Origin of the sequence: Megasphaera coli, assembly GCF_900095855.1 — a bacterium.
Lineage (GTDB): Bacteria > Bacillota > Negativicutes > Veillonellales > Megasphaeraceae > Megasphaera > Megasphaera massiliensis_A.
Genome location: NZ_FMIY01000002.1, coordinates 1,330,414 through 1,343,452 on the forward strand (window position 1 = coordinate 1,330,414; position 13,039 = coordinate 1,343,452).

At 47.7% G+C, this 13,039-nt stretch carries 16 protein-coding genes; 7 read left to right on the forward strand and 9 right to left on the reverse strand.

Translation table 11 applies throughout. The annotated features are described in order from the left end of the window. Positions 1-144: 144 nt before the first annotated feature. Positions 145-1,080, forward strand: coding sequence for a cysteine synthase A (cysK, locus tag BQ2674_RS06965; RefSeq protein WP_075573074.1), 936 nt, complete (start codon positions 145-147; stop codon positions 1,078-1,080). Between the two features lie 154 nt (positions 1,081-1,234). Here cysK and tnpA read toward each other — a convergent pair whose 3' ends face one another. The 8 genes from tnpA to BQ2674_RS07005 form a co-directional block, all read right to left on the reverse strand. Further along, positions 1,235-1,699 (reverse strand): IS200/IS605 family transposase, encoded by a 465-nt coding sequence (tnpA, locus tag BQ2674_RS06970; protein WP_075573075.1) that lies wholly within the window; start codon positions 1,697-1,699, stop codon positions 1,235-1,237. A 180-nt stretch (positions 1,700-1,879) separates the two neighbouring features. Continuing rightward, positions 1,880-3,295 (reverse strand): SGNH/GDSL hydrolase family protein, encoded by a 1,416-nt coding sequence (locus BQ2674_RS06975; RefSeq protein ID WP_075573076.1) that lies wholly within the window; start codon positions 3,293-3,295, stop codon positions 1,880-1,882. Between the two features lie 66 nt (positions 3,296-3,361). Then, positions 3,362-3,646 carry a GIY-YIG nuclease family protein gene (locus tag BQ2674_RS06980; RefSeq protein ID WP_075573077.1) on the reverse strand — a complete coding sequence of 95 codons (285 nt, stop codon included), beginning with the start codon at positions 3,644-3,646 and terminating at the stop codon, positions 3,362-3,364. Then, positions 3,646-4,122 (reverse strand): peptidylprolyl isomerase, encoded by a 477-nt coding sequence (locus BQ2674_RS06985; protein ID WP_075573078.1) that lies wholly within the window; start codon positions 4,120-4,122, stop codon positions 3,646-3,648. Before BQ2674_RS06985 ends, BQ2674_RS06980 begins: the two co-directional genes overlap by 1 nt. Positions 4,123-4,159: 37 nt before the next feature. Next, complete coding sequence (locus BQ2674_RS06990) at positions 4,160-5,122, reverse strand: M23 family metallopeptidase (protein ID WP_075573079.1); 963 nt, start codon at positions 5,120-5,122, stop codon at positions 4,160-4,162. 12 nt (positions 5,123-5,134) lie between these two features. Beyond that, positions 5,135-5,659, reverse strand: a complete 525-nt coding sequence (locus BQ2674_RS06995; protein ID WP_075573080.1) for a DUF4446 family protein — start codon at positions 5,657-5,659, stop codon at positions 5,135-5,137. 18 nt (positions 5,660-5,677) lie between these two features. After that, positions 5,678-6,571 (reverse strand): ParB/RepB/Spo0J family partition protein, encoded by an 894-nt coding sequence (locus BQ2674_RS07000; protein WP_075573081.1) that lies wholly within the window; start codon positions 6,569-6,571, stop codon positions 5,678-5,680. Further along, the gene (locus BQ2674_RS07005) at positions 6,561-7,337 is read right to left on the reverse strand and encodes a ParA family protein (RefSeq protein WP_075573082.1); all 777 of its coding nucleotides are present in this window, start codon (positions 7,335-7,337) and stop codon (positions 6,561-6,563) included. Before BQ2674_RS07005 ends, BQ2674_RS07000 begins: the two co-directional genes overlap by 11 nt. A gap of 182 nt (positions 7,338-7,519) precedes the next feature. On the opposite strand from BQ2674_RS07005, the gene BQ2674_RS07010 reads away from it, so the two are divergent. Next, a complete protein-coding gene (locus tag BQ2674_RS07010) occupies positions 7,520-8,173 on the forward strand; it encodes a methionine synthase (RefSeq protein WP_075573083.1) in 654 nt (217 codons plus the stop codon). A 44-nt stretch (positions 8,174-8,217) separates the two neighbouring features. Here BQ2674_RS07010 and BQ2674_RS07015 read toward each other — a convergent pair whose 3' ends face one another. After that, positions 8,218-9,501: an adenylosuccinate synthase gene (locus BQ2674_RS07015; protein WP_075573084.1), complete on the reverse strand. Its 1,284-nt coding sequence runs from the start codon at positions 9,499-9,501 to the stop codon at positions 8,218-8,220. A gap of 217 nt (positions 9,502-9,718) precedes the next feature. Between BQ2674_RS07015 and BQ2674_RS07020 the strand changes: the two genes are divergently transcribed. From BQ2674_RS07020 to BQ2674_RS07040, 5 genes are all read left to right on the forward strand, one after another. Beyond that, positions 9,719-10,822, forward strand: a complete 1,104-nt coding sequence (locus BQ2674_RS07020) for an NADH:flavin oxidoreductase (protein ID WP_075573085.1) — start codon at positions 9,719-9,721, stop codon at positions 10,820-10,822. Between the two features lie 43 nt (positions 10,823-10,865). Further along, a complete protein-coding gene (locus BQ2674_RS07025; RefSeq protein WP_075573086.1) occupies positions 10,866-11,621 on the forward strand; it encodes a hypothetical protein in 756 nt (251 codons plus the stop codon). Positions 11,622-11,626: 5 nt separating this feature from the next. After that, positions 11,627-12,040: a GerW family sporulation protein gene (locus BQ2674_RS07030; RefSeq protein ID WP_075573087.1), complete on the forward strand. Its 414-nt coding sequence runs from the start codon at positions 11,627-11,629 to the stop codon at positions 12,038-12,040. A 116-nt stretch (positions 12,041-12,156) separates the two neighbouring features. Continuing rightward, a complete protein-coding gene (locus tag BQ2674_RS07035) occupies positions 12,157-12,585 on the forward strand; it encodes an OmpH family outer membrane protein (protein WP_075573088.1) in 429 nt (142 codons plus the stop codon). Between the two features lie 125 nt (positions 12,586-12,710). After that, the gene (locus BQ2674_RS07040; RefSeq protein WP_075573089.1) at positions 12,711-13,031 is read left to right on the forward strand and encodes a metal-sensing transcriptional repressor; all 321 of its coding nucleotides are present in this window, start codon (positions 12,711-12,713) and stop codon (positions 13,029-13,031) included. Positions 13,032-13,039 lie beyond the last annotated feature (8 nt).

Genomic DNA, 13,039 nt, shown 5'->3' on the forward strand with positions numbered 1-13,039 from the left:
CCGCACGGATTTATCAGGAGAGGAGACTACGCAGCTATGCCCGACACAAAAACATATATCCCCGAGGGCACGCGATGTTGTCGTCATAGGTAAATTACTCTCATATTACAACGAACTGTTTTCACACCAAAGGAGAAATTACTTATGAAAACGATTTATACATCCGCACTGGAATTCATCGGCAATACGCCCTTACTTGAACCGGTTCACTATAACAAAAAAAGCGGCATAGACGCAAAAATATTGGTAAAATTGGAGGCCTTCAATCTTTCGGGCTCCGTAAAAGATCGTATTGCCAAAGCCATGCTGGAAGCAGCCGAGAAATCGGGCCAATTGCAAAAAAACTCCGTCATTATTGAACCGACAAGCGGTAACACGGGTATCGGCTTAGCTGCAGTTGCCGCGGCAAAAGGCTATCGCGCCATTTTAGTTATGCCTGAAACCATGTCCGTCGAGCGGCGCAACCTTATGTCCGCTTACGGAGCTGAAATCGTTCTCACACCGGGTAAAGAAGGTATGCAAGGTACGGTAGATAAGGCAAACGAGTTGCTCAAGGAAATTCCCGGCGCTTTCATTCCCGGCCAATTTACAAATCCCGTTAACCCGCAAATTCATTTTGAAACGACAGGTCCCGAAATTTATGAAGCTACGGACGGTGCTGTTGATATATTCATCGCCGGCGTAGGCACAGGCGGCACACTCTCCGGCGCAGGTAAGTATCTAAAGAGTCGGAAAAAGAATATTTCCGTTGTCGCCGTCGAACCGACGAACTCACCTCTTCTCTCGGAAGGGCATGCAGGTCCGCATAAAATCCAAGGCATCGGCGCAAACTTTATTCCCGGCACGTTGGACACAAAAATCTATGATGAAGTCTTCCCCGTAACGGACGAGGATGCCTTCAAGGCGGCACGGGTATTCACCAAATCGGAAGGACTGCTTATCGGCATCTCCGGTGGCGCAGCCTTGCATGCAGCTACAGAAATTGCCAAACGTCCGGAAAACAAGGGTAAGACACTTGTAGTCCTGCTCCCGGACAACGGCGATCGCTACTTGACAACACCCGGCTTTATTGCCCAATAAGACAGAATCATAACCACCAGTAGAACTGGTGGTTTGCTCTGACCCTATAAGGGTCTATCTCTTGTGGTAGCACCAAATGGTGCACTGAATAAAATCCGGCAATCACATCGCTGTTACTGGCAGCCCCCTCCTCGGGGGCTCTTTCTTTGCCTACTTAGGTACCCTTCTTACCCGTAAACGGGTCTACATACTCTTTGAAATCCAACCTGTCCTGTGCTATATCTTCCTGCAGTTGTTGTCGGATATATGTTTTTATCGCACCTTCGTATTTTCCTACCGTGTCTACATAGTACCCCCGGCACCAGAAATGTCTATTGCCATACTTATATTTTAAGTTTGCATGTTTATCAAATATCATTAAACTGCTCTTACTTTTTAGATACCCCATGAAACCGGATACACTTAGATGTGGCGGTATCGTCACCAGCATATGGATATGATCCGGGCAACATTCTGCTTCCAGTATTTCTACGTGCTTCCGGTTGCACAACTCCCGCAATATTTTTCCTATATCTGCCTTTATGGTCCTATATATAACTTGCCTTCTATATTTGGGCGCAAATACGATATGGTATTTGCATCTCCATTTACTGTGTGATAAGCTGTGTACGTCATTCATTGACAGTGAACCTCCTATCCGTTATGTGATGTGGTTGCCAGACCATCATCATTCTAACACAGGAGGTTCCTTCTTTTTCTATAAGTATTTTTTATGTTCCCCCAGTAAACTGGGGGTTTAGTCATGCCTATTCGGCGCCAATAAAAATAACCGCTTCCGATTGGAAGCGGTTATTTTTATTTACACTGAATCCACGTCTTTCATACCGCTCCATGCCTCAGGCGGCACTTCCAATATATTCGGCCATGCCCGGTTAATGGCGTCACCTATCATCTTTTTTCCCGGCGGATCGAGGTGCAGTCCGTCCAGAGCCAACTCATTCCGCAAGTTGCCGTCCGAATCGGCCATTCCGTCAGTAATGTCAATATGCACGTGCCCGCGAATATACTCGTTTACCAAGGCCGTCTGATACTGCCAATCGGCAACCGTGTCATACTTAAAAGCCCTGTATATATTACCCGGATTAACGGGCGGTATCGTTAAAAATACGGGCCGTATACCGTACTGCAAGCATTTTAGACGCACTGTTTCCATGTCGCGAATCACATTTTCCGCCGCTACGCCGCCGCGCAAACTGTTGGACCCCATAAGAATGAGTACGTACTGCGGCTTAAACGGCAACACGTCGGCTTCAAAACGCTCCGCCGTCATACGGCTCGTATCACCGCTTCTGGCCGCATTCAGCGAAGGAAAGGCCAAATAATACTGGTAGTCAAATTCCCAATCTGTCGGCGAATAGGAAATGCTGCCTCCACCGTGACTGATGCTGTCGCCCAAGGTCACCACCGTATAATTATCGTCGGGATTTACAGTAAATTGCCGCGCATCCGAATATACGCCTATAGGCCGGTCTTCTTCATCAAGGGCTAATACTCGCCAATAAAAAGGTCTGGCTCCATAGCGAGGTTCAGTATCATACACTTCCGCAGTCTCCGTATGCAGTACGTCAATGCGATGGCATGACGCGGTGACCCCGTTCGGATTTTCCGGGGGCCCGTCGAGAATCTCCACTTCATAACGAGCGGCACCGGGAACGTTAACCCAATCATATACCGGATAGAGGAGAACCGTACCGTTGCCGCAATTATACTGCGATAACAAAATCGGTTTCTCCATATACGACTGACCGAAGTTATACGGCGTTTCTTTCAATTCCGACCAATCGCTTACGGGGCCGTCAAGGCCTACACCGCGAACACGCCAATAAAATATGTCTTCCCAAAAATCTTTCGGCAAAACCGCCTCATATGCCGTCGCATACGAACGAAGGAGCGGCATGATTTCTCTATAATACACGTTCCCTTCACCGTCTGTCTCCTGACGTACAATTTGGACATCATACATAACAGCTCCGTCAACGCGCGACCACTGCAGTATGGCGTGTGATGGCGCCGGATTTTCCTGCGTATACGGAGAAAAAACGACCGGTTTGATACTACCATATAAGGCCCCCTGCCACACAGCTGTCGCCCCGTGCCCTTCGAGAAAAGAAACTACGGGCAAACGCACACCGTCCCGATAAGAAGTCCGCATCAAGCCGACAGCTGCGAGAAATACTATGAGAGTTGCCGTAAATATCACTTTTTTACGCTCCATAACACTGCCCCTATATCGCTCTCTTTCGTATATAACCGCAGGCGCACCTCTCCGGAGGTGCGCCTGCTACACTTCATACATATCCATCTGTCTTTCCATTTCAATCCGCCGCTCGTGAAGCAATCTTTCCTTTTTTCCTCTCGGCCACCGCTTTATTTGCCATTCCCAGTGCATGGCCGAGTGCTTATCGGTAAAGGCCTTGCTCCAAACGAGTTCGACAGGCCGCCTCGTACGCGTATATTTTGCGCCCTTGCCGCTGTTATGCAGACAAAGTCGCTGCTCCAAATCCGTCGTCCACCCCGTATACAAGCTGCCGTCCCGGCAGCGCAGTATATACGTATAGTACAACATTACCGCTCTTCCGTAATCTCGAGCGATTCCAACACGACATCCTGCACGGGTTTATCGGCACCGTTTGTTTTTGCTTTACTGATTTTCTCCACAACATCATAATTTTTAACAACCTTGCCGAAAATAGAATGATGATTTTGCAGCCACGGCGTCGGGACAACAGTAATAAAGAACTGCGAGCTGCCCGTATTGGGACCCGCATTGGCCATAGCCAATACACCCGGTTCCGCAAAGGTGAGCGATGCTTCAAATTCATCGGGAATCATTTCATCGGAACCGCCGAAGCCCGTGCCTTCCGGATCGCCACCTTGAATCATGAAGTCCTTAATAATGCGGTGAAAAATAGTTCCGTCATAAAAATTACTGTCAGCCAGCTTTTTAAAGTTGGCAACTGTAATGGGTGCTTTATCAGAGAAAAGCTCAACTGTAAATTCACCTTCATTAGTTTTAAAATGAGCATACAATGTATTCGCCACTGGAATTCCTCCTTTTTATTATCTCAAGTTTCCGCCCTTACGGCAGAAACATAATCGGGTTGTTGGGAATCCCGTTTAAACGCACTTCATAATGCACATGAGGTCCCGTACTTCTACCCGTACTGCCTGCAAGAGCAATAATATCTCCAGTCTTTACGGACTGCCCTTCTACGACGAGAAGCATTGAATTATGGCCGTAACGCGTAACGATGCCGTTGTCGTGATCAATTTCTACAAGGTTGCCGTATCCGTCTACCCAACCGGCCATAGTCACTTCTCCCGACGCCGTCGCGCGCACGGGCGTACCGTAGTCCACACCGATGTCGACGCCTTCGTGGAAGGTGCTTGCACCCGCCGTCGGACTGGAACGATAACCGAATTGCGATGTAATCGTCCCCTTTACCGGCCAAATGGACGGATAGTTGGAGACATTATATTTTGATGCCGACTGCTGCATACGCACGACCTGCTGTCCGGCCGTGTCGCTGAGGACGGTTTTCAGCGTAATGAAGCTGATAATTCTGGCATTGCTCTTTGTTTCCAACCGTGACGCGGCGTGCAGCAACTCATTATACCCGGCTTGAAATAAATCTTCACTGTATTTTTTTTTGCCCGCCACACTGCCTTCTCCCTTCGGGCTTTCACCCGTACCGGCACCTTTAACCATCTGTCGCAGTTCCTGGTCGAGGGAGTCCATCTTGTCCATTTTTTCCTGAAGCGTCGTCGTCTTGCTCCGCAACAGCTCCAATTGCTGCTCATGCAGCTCTTCCTGTTGCCGCATGGCATTATACGAAACAATACCGTATATGCCGCCTGCAATACCGATTACGCCTATAAGCGCACCGACCAGGAGAATTATTTTATATCGTTTATATTGCTCCGGAGAAACCGTAATAGGCTTATCCGGAACATCCATGTACATTGTGAAGAAAGTTTTTACAAAAGCCAGCTTTGCTTCCGCCGCTTCTCTCCACAAGAGAATCCGATCTCGTACGTTCAAATAATCGCCTTCTTATCCTTTCTGAACGGGACTGATGGTCCCGCCGTACTGCAGTGCGCTTTCCAAGCTTTCTTTTTCTTCTTCGCTCATACTGTAAAGGCACTTTCCGTCCATAATAGGTTTGGCAAAAATGCGTGATTCATTTCTTCCATACACGCTGGATAAACAGAACCCGTTATTCTTGCCGTCCAGAAGCGTAAAGGCAAAACTCAAATTATTGCCTATATTATCAAAAGCATTATACTTTACGAAGCCGATTTTACGAAAACACTGATTTTGCATAGATACGATGTCATTCTGCGTAGTATGCAGTCGTTCCAACGAACCTTGCAGTTCCTGCAGATTTGCCACATCCGCGTGAAGCTTGGCCTCAAAACTCTGCCCGATTTCATCCTGCATAAAAAAAGCATATTTCTTACGCAGTTTGTTTACGCGATAATTAAGCAAAATAATATATATCAGTAAGAGTAACAGCAAAACGCCTGCAGCCCCGGCTGCCCCCAAATAAAAAAGCTGCAGATCCAATTCGCCAATCATAATATCCTCCTGCTTGCTTTATAGAGAAAAAGGAATCCCCTTTTCCGCCCTATTTTCCTCTTCTGTCAACAATGATATAAGCCGTTCAAATTCGTCTGCCGACGAAAAAGCTATTTCAATTTTACCTTTATTCTTATTTTTTACGCGAATGGATACATTCGTTCCCAAACAAATTTTCAAGCGATCCTGCAGCGCCTCAAGATGTGCGTCCCGAACAACCGGGTTCTTTTCCTTAGGCCGTTCCGTCAACTGCTTCACAAGCAGTTCCGCCTGTCTTGCCGAAAGTCCTTGGGCTATGATTTTTTCGGCAGCCTGCACTTGCAGCTCGGCAGTCTTCAATTGCAACAACGGCCTCGCCTGTCCCATAGACAAACTGTTGTTTTCAATAAGCATCCGCACCGGCGGAGCCAGGGCGAGAAGGCGCATCATATTGGCCACGTGCGACCGGCTCTTGCCGACTTTAAATGCCAATTGTTCCTGCGTCAAATCGCTCATGTCGGCAAGAAGCTTATAGGCGGCCCCTTCTTCAATAGCGTTCAGATTTTCACGCTGAATATTTTCAATAAGTGAGACTTCTGCCGCCACCCCCGTTTCATAAGAGCGAACAAGGGCCGGAATTTCCGTAAGTCCCGCCAGCTTCGATGCGCGCCAACGCCGCTCTCCCGCAATGAGCTCATAACGGCCGTTTTCAAAAGGACGCACGACAACGGGCTGTACGACACCGTACTGCCGGATCGAGTCGGCCAAGGCCTGCAATGCATCTTCATCAAAGACCTGTCGTGCCTGACGGGGACTGGCAACAATATCCGCAAGAGGCAAAATAGTAATGCCTTCACTCGCCATGACGCGCTTCGCATTATCAAAGCCGAAAGCACCCAACCCTCTTCCTAATCCAGCTTTTTTAGCCGACACGCTTCATCACCTCTCTCGCCAATTTCTTATATACGGCAGCCCCCTTGGAATGGGGATCATACGTCGTAATCGGCTCACCGTAACTGGGCGCTTCGCCGAGGCGAACATTGCGGGGAATAATCGTCTTAAAAACTTGATTACCGAAATATTTCTTAACCTCTTCCGCGACTTGCAAGGAAAGGTTTGTTCTGCCGTCATACATCGTAAGCAAGAGTCCCAATACGGATAAGTTCGGATTCATGCCGGATGCAACATAACGAACGGTCTCCGTCAACTGAGTCAATCCTTCAAGAGCATAAAACTCGCACTGCACCGGAATCAGTACAGTGTGCGCCGCAACGAGCGCATTTACCGTAAGGAGGCCCAAGGAAGGAGGGCAGTCAATAAGGATATACTCAAAAGGTTTTCCCTTCCCCGTAACGGCATTCGTCAAAACGTCACGCAACACGGCATCCCGATTATCCACACTGACGAGCTCCACCGTCGCACCGGCCAAATCCATCGTCGCCGGTGCGATAAACAGCTTTTTTACGGCCGTTTCTACAATGATCTCGTTTATGTCGCGCCCGTCAATGAGACAGTCATATATGCCGCCGAAAAGTCGAGTTTTATCAATACCGAGGCCGCTTGTCGCATTCCCTTGCGGGTCAAGGTCCACTAAAAGCGTCCGTTTCCCCGTTTCCGCCAGGCAGGCGCTTAAATTAACGGCTGTAGTCGTTTTTCCTACGCCGCCCTTTTGATTGGTCACGGTAATAACATGCGCCATCGGTTTCACTCCATTCGCTAAATAATATCTTATGTTTTTCTGTAGTCTAACGTATAGTATAGCATAAAGACAACCTTTATACGATACAATTTATTCCGTTTTTTCGCTCTGTCATCTGCCTGCCCGCCGGTGTTATAATCTAAATAAAACTCTTCACGCCTTTACGAAAGGAATGAATCCGCATGCCCAAAACAGCCCTGCACATAAGCGAAATTAAAAAAGACAAAATCTCTTTTTACGCAGCACAGCGAAATATGCAAAGCCTGCAGGATGCCGCCGTAGACCAAATAATTGACACCGTTTTAGCTGCCGCTAAACCGCAAGGTATATTTGAGCATATTCCTTACGATATTCCGTCGCGCACCTTTTTCGGCAATGTACCCTTCACGGTGGCGGGAGAGCAAATTCTGCCCTTTTTGGAACAGACCGAAACGGTTGTCGCCATGGCCGCCACCTTGGGCGCCGACGTAGACCGACAAATCGATGCCTTCTTTGTAGATCAACACTTTACCGAAGGCATGCTCTTCGACTGTGTCGCCAATGCGGCCCTGGACGAACTCCTCAATAGGCTGACAAAAATCATCGACATTACGTACGCCGCCGACCGATACAAAACGGCCTGGCGTGTTTGCCCGGGAGAAGGCGACTTCCCCTTGAGCCAACAGGAGCCCATCTTACACATACTGAACGCTCCCGCAATCGGTATTACCGTATCACCCAGTCACATGATTACACCGCGAAAGACCGCAACCGCTTTATCGGGTCTGCGTTCACTGCAGAGCTCGGGCTGCAGCGGCTGTGCCATGCATGGCCACTGCGGCGAAGAAGCGGAATAAAAAAACCGACATATCAATTTTTGATATGTCGAATTTTTTATCACTTAAAATATACGCCGCAAAACAATCGTCTGTTCCCGATCCGGCCCAACTGAAATAATTCCCAAGGGAACACCTACAAGCTCACTAATTCGTTCTACATATTTACGCGCATTTTCCGGCAAATCCGCATACGTCCTGCACGCGGAAATTCCAGTCTTCCAGCCCGGCAATTCTTCATAAATCGGTTCAACCTGCTCCAATACAGTCAAGCTTTCCGGATATTCTTCCAGAACTTCGCCCTTACAGCGATAGCCCGTGCAGATGTTGATTTTTTCCAGACCGTCCAGAATATCAAGGCGTGTAACGGCAAGATAATCAAGACTGTTCAACATGGCCGCATAGCGAACGACGGCAGCGTCAAACCAGCCGCAACGGCGGGAGCGCCCCGTGACGGTGCCGAATTCATGGCCCGTTTGACGCAAATACTCGCCAACTTCATTATCCTGCTCCGCCGGAAATGGTCCTGCCCCGACCCGCGTCGTATACGCCTTGACGACACCGACGATATTTTCCATTCTCCTCGGTCCTACTCCGGCTCCTACGCAGGCGCCGCCTGCCGTCGGATTGGAACTCGTCACAAAGGGATACGTGCCGTGATCCAAGTCAAGCATCGTCGCCTGTGCCCCTTCAAAAAGTACCTTCTTCCCTTGATTTATATAAAGGTTGGCCGAGTAAGTCGTGTCCTTTACATATTGGCGCAACCGTTCGGCATAGGACATATACGTATGCAATACTTCATTGTAATCAAAGCCTTCGCATTCATAATAGGTTTTGAAAAGGCGATTTTTTAATGCCAAGTTTGTCTTCAGTTTTTCCCGGAAAATTTCTTCGTTCATTAAATCCCCGACACGGATACCGATGCGGTTAACCTTGTCCGCATAACAAGGACCGATACCGTTTTTAGTCGTGCCGATCTTATTTGTGCCCCGCTGTTTTTCATCTTCTTCATCAATGCGTATATGATAGGGCATAACGATATGCGCCCGCGTGGATATTTCAAGCTTACTGATCTGTACGCCCTTTGCCGCCATACCGTCTATTTCTTCCAAAAGGACCTTGGGATTTACAACAACACCGCTTCCGATGATGCACGTTTTATCAGAAAACAGGATGCCTGACGGTAAAAGACGAAGCGCAAACGATTGATTATTCGCAACAACCGTATGTCCTGCATTATTGCCTCCTTGCGAACGAATGACCACATCCGCCTGCTGTGCCAAATAATCAACAATCTTTCCTTTTCCCTCATCACCCCATTGGGTTCCGATTACCATTGCCGTTGCCATATATTCACCATCCCTTCAAACGTATAAATAAGTCAGCAAACACTTATATTATACATGAAACTACGCTTTGTGCCTACCTCATGCGGTAAATTCATCCATCCCGTCCTCCTTACGGCCGCCGTTCACGAAAGGTGGTCCGTCAAATTAGCATTTTAGCCGTATTTACGCTATAATGAAAAAATATCTTAGAAAATTAAGGTCGAAGGAGGGAACATGTATGTTGTTTGATAAAGCTCAAATCGGCGGCATTGTCGCAAAATGCCGTATCGTTCGTTCCGCGACCTTTGAAGGCTTGGCCGATGCAAAAGGGTATCCCACAGAACACTTGCTGCAAAATTACGAAAAATTGGCGGACGGCGGTAGCGGTATCATTATTACAGGCATGATGGCTGTCAGCCCCTTCGAACCGCACCAGCATAATCAGCTCCGCATCAGCTCCGATGACTGCATTGCGCCGCTTCGGGAACTAACGCGTCGGGTTCATGCCCACGGCGGTAAAATAATTGCACAGCTGGTTATAATGGGCTCCGCTATAGCCGTTCCGGAAGGGCCCGGAAATATTATCAGCCCCAGCGGTGTCCCTGAAAAAATTGTCACGGCCGAAGCGCCCTTACATATCTTAACGGCCAATGAAATAAAAGAACTCACACGCCATTTGGCAGATGCCGCCGGACGCGCCGTCAAAGCGGGCTTTGACGGCATACAAATTCACGGCGCCCACGGTTATTTAATAAGTAAGTTTCTTACGCCTTATTTTAACAAACGAACAGACGAATACGGCGGTTCACTACAGAACCGTGCCCGTTTTCTTATGAACTGCATTCATGCGGTCCGTACCGCTGTCGGCCCGGCGTACCCATTTTGGCTCAAACTCAACAGTGCCGATTATATGGCTGAAGGCGGTATGACCTTTGAAGAGAGCAAGGTGGTCATGACCGCTGCCGCCGACGCCGGCATAAACGCCGTCGAAGTAAGCGGCGGCAACACGGCGTCCTTACCGCGCCAAGGCCCGATTCGAGCCATTCGCCGCACAAAAGAACCCATGTATTTCGCCTCTTGCGCGGCCGAAGCGGCCAGGCTCTTAAAAGATAAAGCCGATGTCGGTGTCGTAGGCGGCTTCCGTGATGTAGACGCCATGGAAACCTGTCTTGCAACAACGGATATAGCTTTCATCTCCCTCAGCCGTCCGTTGCTGCGCGAACCGGACTTACCTCTTCGCTGGCAGCACGGAAGTAAAGAACCGGCCCTTTGTATTTCCTGTTCACGCTGCTTTAAGGCGGATAACGTAAGCTGTATTTTTAACGAAGAAACCGAAGCCTAATCCCTTACGCATCTTTATATAAATGTTATAATTAAGAAGAAGTATGGAAATCGGCGGAAAGAAGGAAATCTCATTGGCATTTATCCTGACTGGTATTGTACTGCTCTTAATGATCGCTTTTATTGCCGTTTCCATCCCTTCTACATATTCTCTACACGCTTATATAGGGGACTCGCCATCCGTAAAGATAACCTTTTCCTGGCTGAACAATTTCGTTTATTTTTCTTACACCTTTGCATACGGGCAAAAACCGAAAAAGGAATACCGAATCAGTCGCTTCGCGCACCATACAAAAGAGGAAAAAACGGTGCCGAAATCCGGCTTTCCATTTGAGGAAGCAGCCATCCCTGATCGGAATGCAAACGGCCCCGATATAGATGAAGCCATAGCTGATGCGGCAGTGACAAACAATACATTTGCCGGAAAAGGGACACGTTCGCAGTCTAAGCCACCGCGTGAGTGGCGGAAATTTGTCTTGAACACGAATTTCCTTTTCGCTTTCCTTCGTTACATCCATCGGATCCTATGTCATTCAAAAATTCGTAACTGCGAAATAAGCGGTTCCGTCGGGCTTAATAAGCCGCACGAAACGGGAATGCTCGCCGGACTCCTTTATGCTCTCATGATAACGTATATAAGCGGCCTGAACTTCAATTATTCGGAAGAGGATCTCCGTGTATGTCTTGTCTTGAGCGGGCGGATTGTGCCCGCCGTCTGTATACTCTATACGTTCTCTTTCTTCTTTTCCGAACCGGTCCGGCCCTTGTTCAAATACTTATACTCTCACCGAAAGGGGTAACATTCATGGACGACAATTATATTAAGAATAACTTGGAGACCATTTTTAAACGCTTCCAAGATATGATCAAAGTGGAAACGGTCGTAGGAGAGGCCGTTCACATCGGCGATGCCATTCTCGTTCCCTTTGTCGACATCTCCTTCGGTTTCGGCTCCGGCAGCACGGACGGAAAAGGCGATGCATCCCGCCAAAGTGTAGGCGGCGGTGGCGGGGCCAAACTGGAACCGACGGCTATTCTCGTCATAAAAGGCGATCGTGTAGAAATGTTCTCCATCAAAAAAGACGGCTATCATGCATCCGGTTTTGAAAAGCTTTTGACTATGGCACCGGAGATCATTGAAAAGCTGAAACGCGATAAATATATATACATAAAAGATACTGACAATCCTACGTCTGAATCGAAAAATAACGATGTCTGAACACACAATACGGACTATCGTGTTACAAAATAAGGCATTACGTTGTCTTTTGTGCATGCCTTTGCTATAATAAGACAATGTAACGACAATCTTTGGGTTTTAGGAGGTATATGAATATGAATTTGAAAAAACAGCTCGCGTCTTTTGCCGTAGTCGGCATGCTCGGTGTTGCAGCGGCAACTTCCGCATTCGCATCCGGTGTCGGTTACGTGAATTTTGATGCGTTAATACAGGCACACAAAAATTATCCGAAAGCGTCGGCTCAAATGCAGGCTGCCGTAAAGAAAGCACAGGATGAGTACAAGAGCAAGAGCGAAAAAATGCAGTCCGACAAGGAACGCCAGGAACTCGGCAATAAACTCAGCCAAGACTTGAACAAACTGGAATTTGAGCTTCTCGATCCCATTCAGAAAGACATTGTTGCTAAAGTTGAACAGGATCGTCAGGCGAAGGGTCTTGACGCTATCGTCATTCAGGGTTCCGTTATTGCCGGTGCCGACAAAGCCGTTGATGAAACACAGGCCGTTGCCGCTTTATTAAAATAATAACTCAACAAGCAAGAAGACATGATGGAAAATTTCTCTGTCATGTCTTTTTGTTTATTCTTGACGTATACCCATAAGGGGTATATCATAAAGGTGTTCAATCTATATTCAGTAAGGAGGATAACATGGTCAAAGAGCAAAAAGAATGTTGCCATACGAATATAAAATTTAAAGAGCGTGACAAAGAAACAACCGAATATAAACGACTTGTTTGCCGTTTAAACCGTATTGAAGGCCAAATACGGGGCATAAAAAAAATGCTTGACGACGATCGCTACTGCGTTGATATTCTAACACAGGTCAGTGCCGTTCAATCGGCATTGAATGCCTTTAACAAGGAACTATTGGGACAACATATTAAAAGCTGTGTCGTCAACGATATTCGACAAGGCAAAGACGAGGTCGTCGATGAACTCGTCTCGTTATTGCAAAAAATGATGAAATAATCCGAGGG